This is a genomic window from Enterobacter sp. EC_50 (genome assembly GCF_019584525.1).
In the GTDB taxonomy this organism is placed as follows: domain Bacteria; phylum Pseudomonadota; class Gammaproteobacteria; order Enterobacterales; family Enterobacteriaceae; genus Enterobacter; species Enterobacter roggenkampii.
The window spans coordinates 1-18121 of the sequence record NZ_VDAF01000002.1 but is presented as its reverse complement, the minus strand read 5'-3'; the positions used below and the strand labels follow the sequence as shown (position 1 = coordinate 18121).

21 protein-coding genes are annotated in these 18121 nt (G+C 54.1%); 20 read left to right on the top strand and 1 reads right to left on the bottom strand.

Annotation, left to right across the window (positions count from 1 at the left end):
- Positions 1-4: 4 nt before the first annotated feature.
- From FHC48_RS01765 to FHC48_RS01680, 18 genes are all read left to right on the top strand, one after another.
- Positions 5-337 (top strand): head decoration protein, encoded by a 333-nt coding sequence (locus FHC48_RS01765; protein WP_023292735.1) that lies wholly within the window; start codon positions 5-7, stop codon positions 335-337.
- Positions 338-392: 55 nt separating this feature from the next.
- Entirely contained in the window at positions 393-1418 is a 1026-nt protein-coding gene (locus FHC48_RS01760; RefSeq protein ID WP_048980340.1) for a major capsid protein, read from the top strand.
- Positions 1419-1463: 45 nt separating this feature from the next.
- The gene (gene gpFI / locus FHC48_RS01755) at positions 1464-1877 is read left to right on the top strand and encodes a DNA-packaging protein FI (RefSeq protein ID WP_048980339.1); all 414 of its coding nucleotides are present in this window, start codon (positions 1464-1466) and stop codon (positions 1875-1877) included.
- Between the two features lie 11 nt (positions 1878-1888).
- The gene (locus FHC48_RS01750) at positions 1889-2242 is read left to right on the top strand and encodes a head-tail joining protein (RefSeq protein ID WP_023292732.1); all 354 of its coding nucleotides are present in this window, start codon (positions 1889-1891) and stop codon (positions 2240-2242) included.
- A gap of 15 nt (positions 2243-2257) precedes the next feature.
- Complete coding sequence (locus FHC48_RS01745; RefSeq protein WP_310572865.1) at positions 2258-2836, top strand: phage tail protein; 579 nt, start codon at positions 2258-2260, stop codon at positions 2834-2836.
- Complete coding sequence (locus tag FHC48_RS01740; RefSeq protein ID WP_220418823.1) at positions 2833-3231, top strand: phage minor tail U family protein; 399 nt, start codon at positions 2833-2835, stop codon at positions 3229-3231. Before FHC48_RS01745 ends, FHC48_RS01740 begins: the two co-directional genes overlap by 4 nt.
- 7 nt (positions 3232-3238) lie before the next feature.
- Positions 3239-3982, top strand: a complete 744-nt coding sequence (locus tag FHC48_RS01735) for a phage tail protein (protein WP_220418824.1) — start codon at positions 3239-3241, stop codon at positions 3980-3982.
- A 10-nt stretch (positions 3983-3992) separates the two neighbouring features.
- Positions 3993-4424 carry a phage tail assembly chaperone G gene (gpG, locus tag FHC48_RS01730; protein WP_032677930.1) on the top strand — a complete coding sequence of 144 codons (432 nt, stop codon included), beginning with the start codon at positions 3993-3995 and terminating at the stop codon, positions 4422-4424.
- 50 nt (positions 4425-4474) lie between these two features.
- Positions 4475-4747, top strand: coding sequence for a phage tail assembly protein T (locus tag FHC48_RS01725; protein ID WP_259281111.1), 273 nt, complete (start codon positions 4475-4477; stop codon positions 4745-4747).
- Positions 4731-7868 carry a phage tail tape measure protein gene (locus tag FHC48_RS01720; protein WP_220418825.1) on the top strand — a complete coding sequence of 1046 codons (3138 nt, stop codon included), beginning with the start codon at positions 4731-4733 and terminating at the stop codon, positions 7866-7868. Before FHC48_RS01725 ends, FHC48_RS01720 begins: the two co-directional genes overlap by 17 nt.
- On the top strand, positions 7865-8203 hold the full coding sequence (locus FHC48_RS01715; RefSeq protein WP_001704112.1) for a phage tail protein: 339 nt from the start codon (positions 7865-7867) through the stop codon (positions 8201-8203). Before FHC48_RS01720 ends, FHC48_RS01715 begins: the two co-directional genes overlap by 4 nt.
- 55 nt (positions 8204-8258) lie before the next feature.
- A complete protein-coding gene (locus FHC48_RS01710; RefSeq protein WP_016063063.1) occupies positions 8259-8996 on the top strand; it encodes a phage minor tail protein L in 738 nt (245 codons plus the stop codon).
- A 2-nt stretch (positions 8997-8998) separates the two neighbouring features.
- Complete coding sequence (locus FHC48_RS01705) at positions 8999-9718, top strand: C40 family peptidase (protein WP_220418826.1); 720 nt, start codon at positions 8999-9001, stop codon at positions 9716-9718.
- Complete coding sequence (locus FHC48_RS01700) at positions 9711-10328, top strand: tail assembly protein (protein WP_048993969.1); 618 nt, start codon at positions 9711-9713, stop codon at positions 10326-10328. Before FHC48_RS01705 ends, FHC48_RS01700 begins: the two co-directional genes overlap by 8 nt.
- Positions 10329-10370: 42 nt before the next feature.
- Positions 10371-13598, top strand: coding sequence for a host specificity protein J (locus FHC48_RS01695; protein ID WP_220418827.1), 3228 nt, complete (start codon positions 10371-10373; stop codon positions 13596-13598).
- 357 nt (positions 13599-13955) lie between these two features.
- Positions 13956-14627, top strand: a complete 672-nt coding sequence (locus FHC48_RS01690; protein WP_220418828.1) for a hypothetical protein — start codon at positions 13956-13958, stop codon at positions 14625-14627.
- Between the two features lie 107 nt (positions 14628-14734).
- On the top strand, positions 14735-14968 hold the full coding sequence (locus FHC48_RS01685; protein ID WP_045409817.1) for a hypothetical protein: 234 nt from the start codon (positions 14735-14737) through the stop codon (positions 14966-14968).
- Positions 14969-15030: 62 nt separating this feature from the next.
- Positions 15031-16239 (top strand): tail fiber domain-containing protein, encoded by a 1209-nt coding sequence (locus tag FHC48_RS01680; protein ID WP_220420491.1) that lies wholly within the window; start codon positions 15031-15033, stop codon positions 16237-16239.
- 27 nt (positions 16240-16266) lie between these two features.
- On the opposite strand, the gene FHC48_RS23660 is transcribed toward FHC48_RS01680, so the two are convergent.
- Entirely contained in the window at positions 16267-17031 is a 765-nt protein-coding gene (locus tag FHC48_RS23660; protein WP_310572864.1) for a tail fiber domain-containing protein, read from the bottom strand.
- Between the two features lie 34 nt (positions 17032-17065).
- On the opposite strand from FHC48_RS23660, the gene FHC48_RS01670 reads away from it, so the two are divergent.
- On the top strand, positions 17066-17623 hold the full coding sequence (locus FHC48_RS01670) for a recombinase family protein (RefSeq protein ID WP_047174609.1): 558 nt from the start codon (positions 17066-17068) through the stop codon (positions 17621-17623).
- A 79-nt stretch (positions 17624-17702) separates the two neighbouring features.
- A complete protein-coding gene (locus FHC48_RS01665) occupies positions 17703-18038 on the top strand; it encodes a hypothetical protein (RefSeq protein WP_220420490.1) in 336 nt (111 codons plus the stop codon).
- Positions 18039-18121 lie beyond the last annotated feature (83 nt).

The window sequence follows — 18121 nt, the reverse complement described above, 5'->3', positions numbered from 1 at the left end:
TAACATGGCAATCACCGAAGTATTTACTCATCACCAGCCGCTCGGTAACAGCGATCCGGCACACACCGCGTATGCACCGGGCGAACTGACAGCATCCACCCCGGCAATGACCCCGCTCATGCTCGATGCTACGTCCGGCAAGCTAACCGTCTGGGACGGCGAGCATGCAGGTGCAGCAACCGGCATTCTTGCGGTTACCGCTGATCAGAGCAGTGCTGAACTGGCATTTTATAAATCTGGTTCTTTCCGCATCGAAGATGTGCTCTGGCCATCTGCCGTTACCGACGAAAATATCAAGCGTAACGCGTTCGCCGGTACTGCGATCAGCATCGTTTAATCACCCTCAACTTTCATAAAAGCCGCTTATGCGGCTTTTTTTACGGGAAAAATCTATGTCAGTTTACACAACAGCCCAGCTTCTGGCGGTCAATGAGAAGAAATTCAAGTTCGATCCGCTCTTCCTGCGCATCTTCTTTCGCGAAACTTATCCCTTCAGTACAGAGAAAGTTTATCTGTCTCAAATTCCTGGCCTGGTCAACATGGCTCTTTATGTGTCGCCGATTGTCTCCGGCAAGGTGATACGTTCCCGCGGCGGCAGCACGTCGGAATTTACGCCGGGGTATGTGAAGCCAAAACACGAAGTAAACCCGCAGATGACTCTTCGCCGCCTGCCTGATGAAGATCCACAAAATCTGGCAGACCCTGCCTATCGACGTCGACGCATCATCCTTCAGAACATGAAAGATGAAGAGCTGGCGATTGCACAGGTGGAAGAGAAGCAAGCAATTGAAGCTGTGCTCTATGGGAAATACACCATGAGCGGAGAAGCATTTGAGCCAGTAGAAGTAGATATGGGCCGCAGTGCCGGTAACAACATCATCCAGGCGGGTGCAGCTGCCTGGTCTTCTCGCGACAAAAAAACGTACGACCCGACCGATGACATTGAAGCCTATGCGCTCAACGCCAGCGGCACAATTAACATTATCGTGTTCGATCCGAAGGGTTGGGCATTGTTCCGTTCTTTCGACGCTGTGAAGGAGAAGCTGGATACACGTCGCGGCTCTAACTCCGAGCTGGAAACCGCCCTGAAAGACCTGGGTGAAGCCGTTTCTTATAAGGGCATGTACGGCGATGTGGCCATTGTCGTTTACGCAGGCCAGCTTGTTGAAAATGACATCAAAAAGAATGCTCTGCCAGACCTGACTATGGTCCTGGGTAATACCCTGGCCCGTGGCCTGCGCACCTATGGCTGCATTCTTGATGCAGATGCCCAGCGCGAAGGTATCAACGCCTCAACACGTTACCCGAAGAACTGGGTACAGACGGGTGACCCGGCGCGCGAGTTCACAATGATTCAGTCAGCTCCGCTGATGCTGCTGCCAGATCCGGACGCGTTCGTTTCAGTCAAGCTGGCATAACTTTCCCCAGTGGCCCTGTTGGGCCACATTTCAGGAGTATTTTCCATGACAGAAAAAGAAACCCTTATCGCCCGACTGAAAGAGCTGGGCGTAAAGCTTGATCGTGAGGTCAACGTCACAGGCACCATCCAGGAGCTTACGTTACGTATTTCTGAGCTCGAAGAGGAGCTCGACGAAGACGGACAAGAGGGCGATGAGGTGCCCGTGGCCAGTACTACTGCCAGCAGTACCTCCGGCGAGCCCTGCCCAGAGAACACCTCAGGCTCGATTAACGAAAATCCTGCATCAAAGGAGCCCGGCGAGCTGGTGGCGGTTGAGACACTGGTGACCTTGCACATTGATGCACTTCACGCCACACGCAACGAGTCCCTCTCTATTGTTGAGCCTGGTGTCGTTATTCGCGTGACCGACGCAGAGGCTGACGAACTGATTTCTCAGGGGCTGGCCCGGGAAGTCTGACAGGGGGCCTAATGGCTGATTTCGATAATCTTTTTGATGAAGCGATGGCGCGCGCGGATACCACTATACGTGGAGTGATGGGCGCAGAGGCAAGGATAACCTCTGGATCTTTATCCGGCGTCACGCTCCGCGGGGTCTTTGACGATCCAGAGAACATCGGTTTCGCAGAAGCGGGGATCAGAATTGACGGAACCAGGCCGACGTTTTTTGTGAACTCATCGGATGTAAGCGGGCTGGAACGTCTGGACACGCTGAAGGTAAACGGGCGTGAATTTTGGGTTGATCGCGTGGGCCCGGATGATTGCGGTTCCTGCCATGTATGGCTGGGTAGTGGATCACCTCCCGGCGGATCGCGGCGTCGTTAAGGAGCATTCATGTCGATAAAAGGTCTTGAGCAGGCGATTGCTAACCTGGATAGCCTGGACAGAAATATGGTTCCCAATGCCAGCGCATGGGCTGTGAACCGGGTTGCTGCTAATGGCGTCTCGGTTGCCGTCCGAAGGGTGGCGAAAGAAACGGTAGCCGGTGATAACCGCGTTTCGGGGATACCTGTAAAGCTGGTCAGACAAAGGGTGAGAATCAACAAAGCCTCGGCTTCAGGGCACTCAGCGGCCCGAATTAAGGTTAACCGGGGCAACCTTCCCGCCATCAAACTCGGTGCCGCGCAGGTCAGGGCGACGAACCGAAAAGGTCCGCTGGTTCGAAAAAGTAGCGTGCTGAGAATTGGCCGTTATGTTTTTCGCGACGCCTTTATCCAGCGCCTGGCGAACGGCCGCTGGCACGTCATGAAGCGCATTGCAGGAAAAGGTCGTTATCCCATCGACGTGGTCAAAATCCCATTGTCCGCGCCCCTCACTACTGCTTTCGAAGCAGAGAAGAAACGCATGCTTGAAGAGGAAATGCCAAAACAACTTGGCTATGCCCTCAGGCAACAACTGAGGTTGCATCTGACACGATGAAACACACTCTCATTCGCCAGAAAATTATTGATGTGCTTGAAGCGGCCATCGGGATCGACGTCATGTTTTTTGACGGGCGCCCGGCTGTCATTGAGGAGGAGGATTTTCCTGCCGTCGCGGTCTATCTGACCGATGCGGAGTATACCGGCGAAGAACTTGATGCCGATATGTGGGCGGCAACGCTACATATCGAGGTCTTCCTGTCCTCGCAGGTACCAGATTCCGAACTGGATGAATGGATGGAGAGCCATATCTATCCGGCCCTCGCTGATGTTCCCGGCCTCGATTCACTGTTAACGCTCATGGTTCCACAAGGCTTCGATTACCAGCGCGATGATGTGATGGGGCTGTGGACCTCCGCCGATATGAAATATTCAATCACTTACGAAATGTGAGGAAAAGATGCCAACACCAAATCCACTTGCTCCTGTAAAAGGCGCCGGTACCACCCTCTGGCTTTACACCGGAACGGGCAACGCTTTCGCTAACCCACTCTCGGATATCGACTGGAACCGTCTGGCGAAAATTAAAGAGCTGACGCCGGGCGAAATGACCGCCGAATCGTATGACGACACTTACCTCGACGACGAGGATGCCGACTGGAACGCCACCGCCCAGGGGGCAAAATCTGCTGGCGATACCTCGTTCACCCTCGCCTGGAAGCCGGGCGAAGAAGGGCAAAAAGACCTGGTCGCATGGTTTATTGATGGCTCAGTGCGCTATTACAAAATCAAATACCCGAACGGTACCGTCGACGTTTTCCGCGGCTGGTGCAGCAGCCTGGGTAAAGCCATTCCGGCAAAAGAGGTCATTACCCGTACAGCGAAAATCACCAATACCGGCAAGCCGGAGCTGGCAGAAGAAAGCGGGACCCCGAATATCCCCGTGACCGGCGTTACGCTCGATAAAGCCCCGGCAAGCGTGGTCGTGGGCGCAACCACAACGCTAAATGTGACGGTTAACCCTGCCAGTGCCTCAGATACCTCGTTCCGCGTGGCAACCTCCGACGGGGCAAAAGCAACGGTCACCGTTAGCGGCAACGCGATCACCGTCACCGGCGTGGCAGCAGGCACCGCTGACGTTATTGTTATGACCAGCGACGGTAATTTCGTAGCGGTCTGCAAAGTCACCGTAACTGCAGCGTAAGGAAGGACGCATGTTTCTTAAAAAAGAGAAGTTCACCTGGCAAACAGAATCCCTGACCATCTTCGAGCTGTCGGCGCTGCAGCGTATTGAGTACATCACGTTTATGGCCGCAGAGGAAAAGGCCGTCAGCGCTGACAGCGACGGCATCAGCGATCAGGAAATGACGGCCAGGCTGATTGGCTCAAATATTCGCTGCGGTGCGCGTTTGATCGCGATGTCTTTGTGGCATAACGATCCGGCTGGCACGGATGTGGAAACGCTTTATCAGCAGGTGCTTAGCGGCTGGCCGCCAGAGGCGATCGGTAAAGCAGAAATGGAAATAAAGCTGCTCTCCGGCATGCTCGTTCCGGTTGAGGATGACAATCCTGCCGATCCGGATGCCTCAGCGGAGGCCGAAAGCGCAGAACCCGTTACGGCGGAAAAGCCCTTGCCAGCGAGCTGAAGTTTGTCCTGAATCTGGCGCGCGAGTTCGGTCGACCCGACTGGCGCGTCATGCTGGCTGGAATGACTTCCAGTGAGCTGGGCGACTGGCACCAGTTCTACCGGGAGCATTATTTTCAGGACGCGCAGCTCGATGCGCATTTCTCAGAGCTGCTTTATTCCATCTCCACACTTTTCTTCCGCGAACCGGAACTTACCCCCGCACATTTCAGCCTGCTTTCTCCTTCGAATGTCGTCTTCAGCGATGACGAGCCGGATGATAACACGCTGATGACCGCCGCTGAGGGGATAACAGGAGGTATCCGATATGGCCCAGCAGATTAGCGATCTGGTTATTAAGCTGGATGTTGACCGCGCAACCTTCAGCGAGCAGGTCGCCCGAATCAAAGGGCAACTGACAGGAATGGCGGATGAGTCTGATAAAGTTCAGGCGCGAATGCAGCGTGCTGCGGACCGTCAGAGCGCTGCACTAAAGAGTGTGGGCGACGCTGGCGCGGCGGCTGCCGCAGACATGAAAGCCCGTCAGTCAGCCGCAACGGAAGGGCTGACAAAAGACTGGCAGAACGTTTCCAGGTCCGTTGATGAAACTCATCGCCGCGTGACCGAGCTTAATCAGCGCATGCGTGAGAATGACGGGCAGGCTGCAGCGCTTGCCCGCCGACAGGATGAACTGGCGGCATCATTTTTCCGCCAGATTGACGGCGTTCGCCAGCTCAATGGTGAAACACAGTCGCTTGCGAACGTGCAGGCGCGCTTTCGCGCAGCGAGGGCACAGGGCAACATAACCCAGCAGGATTATCTCGCCCTTATTTCCCGCACCACGGCCCGGCAAAAAGAACTGCAGATCGTGGAGGAAAAATCGGCCGCAACGCGCACGCGATTCCTCAGCCAGCTGAAGCAACAGGTTGCAGAGCAAAAGCTCTCCGGTACCGAGCTGCTGCGCATGAAGGCGGCGCAGGTCGGTGCCAGCGATGCGGCTGAGATCTATATCCGCAAGCTTGAAGCTGCCAAAGTGGCCACGCACGGTCTGGGGCTGCAAAGTGCTGCTGCCCGGCAGGAGCTCGGGGTACTTATCGGCGAGGTCATGCGCGGTAACTTCGGTGCGCTGCGCGGCTCCGGGATCACGCTGGCGAACCGGGCAGGATGGATAGACCAGCTGCTGTCGCTGCGCGGCCTGGGGATCGCCGGCCTGGTTGGTGGGATTGCCGCGGCGGTATTCGGGCTGGGTAAGGCCTGGTATGACGGCAGCAAAGAGTCTGAGGAATTTAACAGGCAGCTGATCCTGACCGGGAGCTACGCGGGGAAAACGTCAGGGCAGCTTCAGGCGCTGGCGCGCTCGCTGGCCGGTAATGGCATCACGCAGCATGCCGCTGCAGGCGTGCTGGCACAGGTCGTTGGAAGCGGCGCGTTCAGCGGGAATGACGTCAGCATGGTCAGCAATGTTGCCGCCAGGCTGCAGCAGGCTACCGGGCAGGCCGTTGACGAAACCATAAATCAGTTTAAACGCCTGAAGGATGATCCGGTTAACGCGGTCGCGACGCTCAACGATTCCCTTCATTTTCTGACAGCCACCCAGTATGAACAGATAGCTTCTGCTCAGGCGCTGGGGGATTCTCAGAAGGCCGCTGAGCTGGCCATGCGGGCATATTCCGACGCGGTCATTCAGCGCGCCGGGGCGGTCGAGGATAATCTCGGATCCCTCGAAAAAGCCTGGAACTGGGTGAAGAATGCCGCCTTCGGTGCGTGGGATGCGATGCTGGGCGTCGGGCGTAATCCTGACACCGCGATGAAGCGCCAGGACTCTTTTGCTGAATGGCAGGCAGCAGAGAAAGAGTACCGCGCGCTGTTCAGCAATCTTAAGGTCGACCCGGATTATGCCGGTAACAACGTTCTGCAGAAAGCGGATGCGGAAAGGCTGAGAAACGCGCGCCAGCAGGTGGAGCTGAAAAAACAGGCTTACGATCTTGCCGATCAGCAATACGCCCAGGAAGGGCTGGCAGCCGCGCGGGAAAAAATGCGAACGGACCAGCAGGCTCAGGCAATCCGAAGCCAGCAGCAGTTTAACCAGCTGGTGGAGTCCGGCGCGACGGCGGCAGAAAAGCGGGCTTCAGCAGAGAAAAAGCTCAGTCAGCTTATTGAGAAAAACCGCCAGGATGCGAAAGACGGTGTCGCCACGCTATGGACTGAAAAGGACATTGCCGCGGCCCGCGCCGGGATTGAAAAGCAGTGGAAGGATCCAAAAACGCCGAAAGGCAAAAGCTACTCAACGCCCGCCGGAGACAAGGCCGAGGAAAAGGCGCAGGCCGAACTTCTCACCCTTCAGGCCCAGCTTAAAACGCTTGAGCAGCACACCAGCGTGAACGACGTCATAAGTAAACAGCGTCAGGATCTCTGGCAGACTGAAAATCAGTTCACCGTTCTGCAGGAGGCCGCGGGGCGTCGTCAGCTTACGGCGCAGGAAAAATCCCTGCTGGCGCACAAGGAAGAAACGCTCGAGTACAAGCGGCAGCTGGCCGACCTGGGCGATAAGGTTGCCAGCCAGCAAAAGCTCAACCAGCTGGCCGATCAGGCCGTGAAGTTTGAGCAGCAGCAAAAAGCCGCCAGGGCGGGCCTGCAGGCTCAGTCTGAGGGGGTATCCACCCGGGAAGCCGGGCGACAAACTACGCTGCAGCGTCTCAGCGAAAGCTATTCGTACAACCCTCAGGCGCAGCAAAAGGTTCTGGAAGAGCAAAGGGCGACATTCGAGGCTGAAGATGCCCTGCGCGCAAACTGGCTGGCCGGGGCTAAACAGGGCTGGGCCGAATATCAGGATTCAGCGACAAACGTTTTCAGCTCTGTTCAGCAGATTTCGCAGGCAACGTTTAGCGGGCTTGCGGGTCAGCTTACCAGCCTGACGACAACCGGGAAGGCGAGCTTCAGGGAATTCACCAGCTCGATCCTTAAAATGATAGTGTCCGTTATCAACCAGCTGCTGGTGGCTTACACCATCCAGAGCGCAATGGGCTGGGTGAGCGGGGGGACGAAAACCTCCTCTGCAGGTCAGTCATTTGCGGTCCCGTCATACCGGCCACAGGGTTTTGACGTGGGCGGTTTTACCGGGCACGGCGGCAAGTACGAGCCAGCAGGTATCGTTCACCGCGGGGAATTCGTCTTCACCAAAGAGTCAACCAGCCGCATCGGCGTGGCTAATCTCTATCGCCTGATGCGCGGGTATGCCTCGGGGGGGCTGGTCGGCGGCGGGAGCGCAGCCGGTGCTGGCATGGGTGGGATCAGTGTTTATGCCCCAGTCAGCATCAGCCAACAGGGGAGTGACGGAAGCATAAATCAGGCGAATGCCACGGGGACGGCGAAACAGCTGCAGGCGATTGTTCAGCAGACAATTACCGAGCGACTGAAAAAAGAAATGTCCGCAGGCGGCGTGCTTTATTCGAGGAGGACACCGTGACAGACACGTTTACCTGGCGCACGAGAAAAACAGCGCAGGGCACTGAAACAGCCCGAACGCTGCAGGCCCAGTTCGGGGATGGCTACAAACAGATAGCGGGGATGGGGATCAACGACAAACAGGAAACGTGGAACCTGGACTGGACGGGCACCAGACAGGAGGCGGCTGCGCTGCGCGCTTTCCTGATGTCTCACGTTACTAAATCGTTCTGGTGGACCACGCCATGGGGTGAAAAAAAGCTGTTCAGAATGAAGGCCGATTCGTTCAGCGTTTCTTTCCCTACCGGGAAAAAAGCCACTGTGGCCTTCACTTTTGAACAGGCGTTCGCGCCCTGATTTTATCGACAAACACTGAAAGCTGCCTCCGGGCGGCTTTTTTTATGGGGGGAGTATGAGTTTTACGGCAGACATCCAACAGCTTGAGCCCGGCAGCGTTATTCAGCTGATTGAGATCGACGGCACTGAATTCGGTATGGATCAGGTGCTGCGTTTTCATGCGCACAATATTCAGGAAGAGGGGTGGGCAGCCTTCGCCGCAGAAAATCTGCCCGCCATTATCTGGCAGGGAAACCAGTACGATCCCCATCCCTACGAACTGAAGGGGATGGAGTTATCGAGTACAGGTTCCCAGCCAACGCCCACGCTGTCCGTCGGGAACGTCGGAAACTATGTCACCGCGCTGTGTCTTGAATATGACGATATGGTCAGGGCTAAGGTCAAAATCCATACCACGCTTTCGAAGTATCTCGATGCCGCCAACTGGAAAAACGGTAATCCGGGTGCCAGCCCGGCCGATGAGCGCGTACAGCTCTTTTACGTCAATGCTAAAACCGCAGAGACGCGGGTACAGGTTGATTTCGAGCTGTGTTCTCCTTTCGATATTCAGAGCCTGCAGCTGCCGACACGGCAGATTACTCCTGTCTGCACCTGGTGTATGCGGGGCTGGTACCGAAGCGGGACCGGATGCGATTACAACGGCACGAAATACTTTACCAAAGATGGTACGCCGACCGATGACCCGTCGAAAGATGTTTGTGGCGGCCGCCGGCAGGATTGTCAGGATCGTCACGGCCCGGACGCGCCGCTGCCGTTCGGCGGTTTTCCGGCTGCAAACCTGCAGGGGAAATAAAAATGCGTGAAAAATTGCTGGATGCTATCCGTCAGCACGTCTCTGCTGAATACCCCAAAGAAGCCTGCGGCCTGATTGTTCAGTTAGGCCTGCAGCAAATCTATATTCCCTGCCGCAACATTGCCGATAAACCCGAGGAAACATTCACGCTCTCCCCGGAAGACCAGCTCGCTGCCCGCGCGCGCGGTGAGATCATCATGCTAATTCATTCCCATCCGGATGTGGTTCGGCTGGTGCCCTCAGAGCTGGACCGGATCCAGTGCGACTGGTCGGGTATTGAGTGGGGGATCATGTCCTGGCCGGACGGGGACTTTTGTACGATCTCCCCGCGTGAAGACCGGGATTATGCCGGGCGGCAGTGGGTGCTGGGTTACGCGGACTGCTGGTCGTTAATCCGTGAATATTATCTGCGCGAATACGGCATTGTTCTCGGGGACTATTCGGTACCTTACGAATGGTGGGAGAGTGGCAAGGAGCGGCTCTATGACGACAACTGGGAGCGCGAGGGATTCGTTGAGATTGCCGCCAGTGCAATGCAGCCCGGGGACATCATCATGATGAGTGTGCAGGCATCGGTGACTAATCACGCCGCGGTATATGTGGGTGACAACATCATTCTCCATCATCTGTTCGGGCATCTTTCTTCGCGAACGCCTTATGGAAAATATTATCGCGACAGAACGGTCCGGGTGGTCAGGCATAAGGACCGAATGCATGGTTAAGACGCTTATTCTCGAAGGGAAAATGGCTAAAAAATTCGGTAAACGCGTTCAGTTTGATGTTGCCGATCTGCGCGAAATGCTCAGGGCCATGTGTTCACAGGTTCCTGGATTCAAAAAATATATGTCGGAAGCTCATATGAAGGGGATCCGTTTCGCCTTTTTTAACGGTGACAACAATATCGGGCTGGAAGAGTTTGATATGACCCGCGGTGGAAGCGTGTACCGGATCGTGCCCGTTTATGAGGGGGCCAAAAGTTCGGGCGTCCTGCAGATAGTTGTCGGTGCCGTTGCGCTGGTCGCTGCTTTCTTTACCGCCGGTGCGAGTATGGCAGCCTGGGGGGCTGCGATGAGTGCAACAGCCATCAGCGCCACGTCAATTTTGACTGGGGTCGGGGTGTCAATGATGCTGGGTGGCGTTGTCCAGATGCTCACGCCCCAGCCATCCTTCGGCGCGGGTAAATCCTCTAGCACGGACAATACGCCTAACTACGCCTTCGGGGCGCCGGTCAATACGGTCGCTATGGGGCATCCTGTCCCCCTGGCCTACGGTCTGATCGAGGCAGGGGGAGCGATAGTCAGCGCCGGTATGTACTCGAGCGATCAGCAATAGGCCAGCGGCCACTAACTTAAAGGTGCTTCGGCATCTTTTTTTATGGGTGAAAAAATGCAGCTTCTTAAACAAGAAACCATCCTGCAGGGTGCCAAAGGGGGAGGTGGCAGTTCACATACTCCGGTTGAGCAGCCTGACGATCTGCTGTCGGTCGCAAAATTAAAAATGCTCATTGCCGTTTCTGAGGGGGAAATACAGGGCGACCTGACTGCTCAGAACATTTTTCTCAACGATACGCCGCTGGCAAATGACAGCGGGGAATACAACTTCAGCGGCGTGAAATGGGAGTTCCGCAAGGGCACACAGGACCAGACCTATATTGCCGGGATGCCCCAGGTCGATAACGAGCTTGCGGTGGGAACAACTGTCACCACCACCGCGCCCTGGACACGCCAGTTTACCAATCTTTCCCTCGATGCCATCCGCATCAAGCTCAGCCTTCCGGTCCAGTATCTCTATAAAGATAACGGCGATATGGTGGGCACGGTCACCGAGTATGCGATCGATTTATCAACGGACGGCGGCGCCTGGAAAACGGTTGTAAACGGCAAGTTTGACGGAAAGACCACGACGGAATATCAGCGTGACCACCGTATCGATCTGCCAAAATCCACGTCCGGCTGGTCTGTCAGGGTTAGGCGTATTACGGCTGATGCCAGCGGATCAAATTCGAAACTGGTTAACGCCTTCAAGGTGTTTTCGTATGCGGAAGTCATTGACAGCAAGCTTCGTTACCCTTTAACCGCGCTCCTGTATGTAGAAGTGGACAGCAGCCAGTTCAACGGCAGCGCGCCGAAAGTGACCTGTAAGATAAAAGGCAAGCTGATTAATGTTCCGGATAATTACGATCCGATAACCCGAACCTATTCTGGTTCATGGTCCGGCGGGTTCAAAATGGCCTGGTCCAATAACCCTGCCTGGATCTTTTACGATCTGGTTCTGGATGAAATTTACGGCATGGGCACGCGCGTGGATGCGTCCATGGTGGATAAGTGGGCGCTGTATTCAATCGCCCAGTACTGTGACGAAATGGTTTCCGACGGGGCCGGTGGCACCGAACCGCGTTTCACCTGCAACGTTTTCATTCAGAGCCAGGAGGACGCCTGGCGGGTACTTAACGATCTCGCCGCGGTATTTCGTGGAATAACGTTCTGGGGCAACGATCAGATTTATGTCCAGGCAGACGTCCCGCAGGACGATGTTGACTGGGTTTATAACGCCTCAAACGTTATCGATGGGCTATTTACCTATGCGGGCGGTTCATACAAGAATCGCTACAGCTCCTGCCTCGTGTCCTGGTCAGATCCGCAGAACCATTACAGCGATACCGTTGAGGGGGTCTACGATTCGGCGCTTGTAGAGCGTTACGACGTCCGGCAGGCGTCCCTGACCGCAATCGGCTGCACCTCGCAAAGTGAAGCGCACCGGCGCGGTCGCTGGGTATTACTCTCCAATGCCAAAGACGGCACCGTATCGTTTGGCGTGGGGCTGGACGGTTACATCCCGCTGCCCGCTGAAATTATCGGGGTCGCCGATCCTTTCCGCTCCGGCAAGGAGAACGGGGGACGCATAAGGGCGGTCAACGGTCGCGAGATTACGCTGGATCGGGAAATAGACTATTCGGCAAAAGACCGGCTGGTGGTTAACCTGCCAGATGGAAAAGCCCAGACGCGGACAATCAGCGCTGTGAGCGCAGATAGAATAACGGTGACGGTGGCTACAGCCTTCAGTCAGGCACCTGCCGCTGGTGCTGTGTGGGCGATAGACAGTGATAACCTCGCGATACAGTACTTCCGGGTCACTTCAATCGCGGCCAACGACGACAGCACAGGCGGTTTTACGATTACGGCCGTTCAGCACGATCCAAACAAATACCGTTACATCGATGACGGCGTTCGGATCGAGTCGCCCCCGATCACCGTCACGCCGATAAGCGTCCTGTCTGCGCCGAAGAATATCGTGGTTACTGAGAGCGATCATGTGTCTCAGGGGCTGACGGTGGCAAGCCTTGACGTGTCATGGGACAAGGTTGAGGGCGCAATCCGGTACGTTGCCCAATGGCGCAAGGATAACGGGGACTGGATCAACGTTCCGGTTACCAGCGCGCAGGGGTTCTCGTTTCAGGGCATTTATTCAGGCAGCTATGATGTGCGCGTCCGGGCGCTGAATGCGCAGGATACGTCGTCACCATGGGGATACGCCGAAACAACGTATCTTTCCGGAAAAACGGGAAAACCGGGTACCCCGCTAAACTTCCTGGCGACCGAAGATGTGGTCTGGCATATCGACCTGACCTGGAAATTTCCCGATGGCTCAGGCGACACGGCCTATACAGAGATTCAGCGCGCCACAACTGCCGACTACGCCAATCCTGAACTACTGGTCCTGGTGCCGTACCCGGCTGCAGATTATCAGCATGGCCCCATGCCTGCTGGCGTTCATCAGTGGTACCGGGCCCGCCTGGTTGACCGCATTGGTAATCAGAGTGATTGGACCGACTGGGTTCGCGGCATGTCAAACGATAACGCCGATGATTATCTGGGTGATATCGCAGACAATTTCCTAACCTCTGCCGACGGGGAACGCCTCACCGGTGACATCGATACCAACATTGAGGGAATACTGCAGAACGCCCTGGCGAACCACGGAACAGTTGAGCACCAGTGGGCACAGTACGGGGAAGTGCGTGCCGATATCCTGGTGGTTAAAACGACCATTGCTGAAGTTGATCAGGCAATGGCCGAACTTTCGACGCAGGTGCAGGCGCAGATTGAGGATGTTACCGCTTCCCTGGAAGACAAGCTTACAGCTGTCGTAGATGCCTCCGGTGCTTCGGCAATCTACACCCTCAAAACGGGCGTGAGAATAAACGGGGTGATGTACAACGCCGGGATGTCTATTGCAGTGCTTGCAGAGGCAGGGAAGCCGGTAGTCACGCGGGTTGGTTTCAACGCTAACCAGTTCGTGCTGATGAGCGGCAGTGGTGATACCCAGTATTCGCCGTTCGCGGTGGTAAACGGTCAGGTGTTTATCAGCTCAGCGTTTATTCAGGATGGCACGATCACCAATGCCAAAATCGGTAACTTTATCCAGTCCAACAATTATGTTGCAGGGTCTGTCGGGTGGAGGCTGGATAAATCAGGAACATTTGAGAACTACGGTTCGACAACTGGAGAGGGAGCCATGAAACAGACAAACCAGACAATCAGTGTGCGTGACGCCAACAATGTGTTGAGGGTGCAGATCGGCAGAATCACGGGAACATGGTAAACATTGGGCCTGAGGTGGGGCCCTTTTTTAGGATGAACAGCGATGGCTCATTACGGTGTTGAAACCTGGGACGCCTCAGGCAGGGTGAACAACTATGGAATTAAGCCTGTCAGTGTAAGCGGCTACCTACAGTTGGCCCAGAATGAAAAAACAGGCTCTTACTCCGTAGTGCTTCCACCGGGGTGTAAGCTTACTTATTTTCAGATCATGAACGGCGATCAGTGGGGAACGAGTCGGAGGAAGATCACTATTTCAGGTGGGACCGCAACGGTATCGGCAGTAGGCGATACCGACTACTCTGCAGGGACTGAGCCTGCGGCCGCGGCGTATCTCATTTTCCAGATAGAGAGGGCATAAATGGCGCAGTATGGCGTTTTACTGACGACGAAGGCCGGAGAAGTATGGGTCACCGCTAACAGTTCGCCTATTTCGTTGCAGGCACGGAAGACAGCAGAACTACAGGGGACATCGGGTTTCAATACCAAAGTGACGCACACATTTCCCTCAGGTCAGCCCGTTGTCGCCTTTGTTCATTGCACGGTTGAGGTGGAAATCACCCAGACGATAAGCGGGAACACCATCACTATTGATTTCCTCAGACCAAATGCAACCGGCACAGCGTACGTTTATTTTTTCTCTATTTTCCCACAGACAAAGCCAGACTACGGGCTGGCCGTCTGGGATGCGTCAGGGACGCTTATTTTGACAAACGAAACGCGGACACTCAGTGATGTGGTAACCCTCGGTACTGCCGGGATAGATGCAAGTTCAGGCTATAACATCAATATCACGCTGGCGGGGAAATGGGCCTGTATGCCTGCCATGCTGGGTTTGATTACTGGAGTGATATCGGCTGGCGGCCAGCCGCAGCCCTACTCGGCGATTTACAAGAGCATGGCAAAACTTGAGGGAGGCAATACGCGAATATTCGCCAGACCACAAACAACGCCCGGCGGAAACCTTCAGAACGTCGCGTATTCAAATCTGAGAAACGTGATTATGGCCATCAACTGCGCCAACTACGATTGATCGTTTTCAGCGATCAATCTTATGAAATTGATCTACAGAATCAATTATATCCCTTTGATTCATCTTGTTATTGTTTATCTTCGTTAATACCCTGGGATATAACCACGATGAAAAACATGATTCTTTGCCTGGCGGTGGCTGTATTGCTCTCCGGTTGCGCTGGCGTTCTTCAGAAGCAGCAACCCATATGTACCGGAACGGCCCTGATCGGCGGACAGGAAAACATCGTCCAGATTTACGGAGTGCGCAAGCAAAGTAACCAGACCCAGTACCGCGCCGGTTACCCATTTAACTGGTCATGGGTCAGCGCAAACACGTTCAGTAGTACCACCTGCCATTAACTCAAACATTTTTGAATAAACCTCGCTTCGGCGGGGTTTTTTATTGCCCGAAAGGAGCGCATATGTCTGCAGGAACTATCACCCTGACAAATGGGTCCGCTGTTGTTGGCGGTGCCGGAACCTCATTCGCAACCGAACTCGCCGCAGGTGATTTCATTGTTTCGACTGTGGGCGGTGTGCCCTACACGCTGCCGGTGAAAACGGTCGACAGTAATACCCAGGTGACGCTGGTCAGCAACTTTACCGGGCCAACGCAATCCGGCGCTGCTTGGTCAGCCGTCCCCCGCGTTGCGCTGAACATGGTAACTGCCGCGCTGGTGGCACAAAGTGCAGAAGCGCTGCGTGGACTGAATTACGACAAACAGAACTGGCAAAGTATTTTTTCTGGAAACGGCAATGTAACAGTAACTTTGCCGGATGGGACGAAATGGACGGGACCAGCATGGAATAGCATTACCACTATTCTCTCAGGCAAGGCGGCAAAAGGTGCAAACGATGACATTACCTCGCTAAGCGGACTTACGACAGCGCTGTCTCTGGAGCAGGGCGGTACCGGTTCGACAACCGAATCAGGCGCTCGCAAAAACCTCGGTTTAGGAAACAGCGCTACCAGGGACGTTGGATCAGCGGCGGGAACGGTCGCCGCTGGGAATGACAATCGGCTCAACACTCTTGAAGGTAAAACGGGAGGGGGGATCACAGGAGCTGTGATTGCTAAAAGAACTTCTGATTCCAACCCCGCGTCCGGTGGCGAGCTTGAGTCAGTTCTTCAAAACTCTGGCGGATCTGCCCTTTCACAGTTTCACATGTTTACTCAGATGGCTGGGAATACCCGATATGGATTTCTGCGTGTATGGGATACGTCGACATTTAAAGACTGGTACTTTGACCATTCAAGCGGAAATGCTTACGCTGCCGCGGCATGGGTAAATAACTCCGATCGCCGAATAAAAGATAAACTCACCCCAATTGAAGACGTATTTGAGAAAATGAAAAAAATACGTGGTTATACTTGGGTGCGGAAAGATGACCAGATGAAAGGCTCTTTTGGGATTGGCTTTGTGGCCCAGGAGGTGCAGGAGGTGTTCCCTGAAGCTGTATCACATTCCCGGGAGGGTTCTTTGACAGTAGATGGACAAGTGATAGAGAAACCATTAGCACTATCACCTGGTGATGTAGCTGCAGCTCTTCACCACGAAGCCATTCTCATGTTGATGAGTAAAATCGAAGAACTAACGGGAAAAGTTGAGGCGATGCAGGCCGGGAGCTGAATAATCCGCTACCGGCTTATGAATATATTACTGAGCCAATAACAAATTATCGACCTGTGCTTTAAGCCTTTCAATCTCATCCATGAGAGCAAGGATCGCTTCATGGTGAAGTGCCGCAGCCACACCGTAGGTATCAGGGCTTAAAACCTTCTCTACGACCGTACCATCATCCAGAGTACGGTCACCACCCTCGAAAACGAATTCAGGAAATACATCCTGCACTTCCTGGGCAATAAACCCAATCCCTGGGGCCACGCTATCCAGACGCTGCCAGGTTACGCCGCGAAGCTTAACCATTTTTCCTAACGGGTCCTCGATGCGTTTGATGTCGAACTTAAGTCTACCATCTGAGTTAGGAACCCATGACCCAGGAGCAGTTGCTGAACCATTGCCAGAAAAAATGTACGATGCCCCCCTCACATAGTTGCCAGAGCCGTCTAAAAGAGCTACGTCAAGCTGACCATATCCATTAGAGTCACCCCATTTATATCTACCTGACAATCCTGTAAGAACCCGTGTGACACCGTTAACTATATAATTTGATGAGAACGCACTACCTGACACTTCAGTACCTGAGGCTGGATCTGAGACGGATTTATTAATTGCATAAACATTTCCAGACACTGAAATCTGAGTGGAAATATCACCACCAGTTTTGCCATTCACAGTGACAAATCTCGAATCATCTCCGGCGGCGACCGTTCCCGCCGCTGATCCAACGTCCCTGGTAGCGCTGTTTCCTAAACCGACCTTTTGTAGATTGCACTTGAGCGACCTTGCCGATAACTTCACCTGATTTTTTTACAGAAATAACTGGGTGAAAAACATGCAAATTGGCTATGTAAGGGTGTCAACAAATGACCAAAATACGGATCTTCAGCGGCAAGCACTCGAACGCGCAGGATGTGAGCAGATTTTCGAAGAAAAAATGAGCGGAACAGTGGCGAACCGGCCAGCGTTGAAGAAGCTTCTTAAGGCGCTGAATGAGGGGGATACGCTGGTAGTCTGGAAGCTGGATCGCCTTGGGCGCAGCATGCGGAATCTGGTGCTGCTGGTGGACGAACTCCGGCAGCGCGGCATCCACTTTAAGAGCCTCACTGACAGCATCGATACCTCAAGCCCGATGGGCCGCTTCATCTTTCATATTATGTCAGCCCTGGCGGAAATGGAGAGGGAGTTGATTGTGGAGCGCACCCGGGCCGGTCTGGCCGCAGCTCGTGAGAAAGGGCGAATAGGTGGGCGACGCCCAAAGTTGACCGAAGAGCAATGGGCTCAGGCTGGCAGATTGATCGCAAATGGTGTGGATCGGAAGCAGGTGGCAATTATTTATGATGTAGCGGTATGCACTCTTTATAAGAAGTTTCCAGCTGATCAAACTACCTAGTCGTGACAACTGTCACATAAAACCTTGTTGTTTCAGGGCTAATACCTCTCTAATATTGATTAAAAAGCGAGGTGTTAAAATGAAAGTAAGCATAAGAAGTATCCATAATCATGGGGATGCGAAAGAGGAATACGTTGTTTTAGATGTGAATGAAGACTGCAAATTACAATATTACATGTTGCAAGATACTACATACACGAATAACGGTAATATTTCTTCAAAACTGAGGCATTCTTATTGGTTGCCTTCTTATGATGCGAAAAAAGGTGATGAAATAATTATTAATACTCGGTCAGGTAAAAATCTGATACCAGTTAGAGAAAAAGGTGGGAAAAAATTCACCTTCTATTGGGGGTTGAATTCGGCGGTTTGGAATGATGAAGGGGCTTTGTTGAATAAATCAGATTTCGGGTAAGTCTCCCCCGTAGCGGGTTGTGTTTTCAGGCAATACGCACGCTTTCAGGCATACCTGCTTTCGTCATTTTGTTCAGCGCTCGT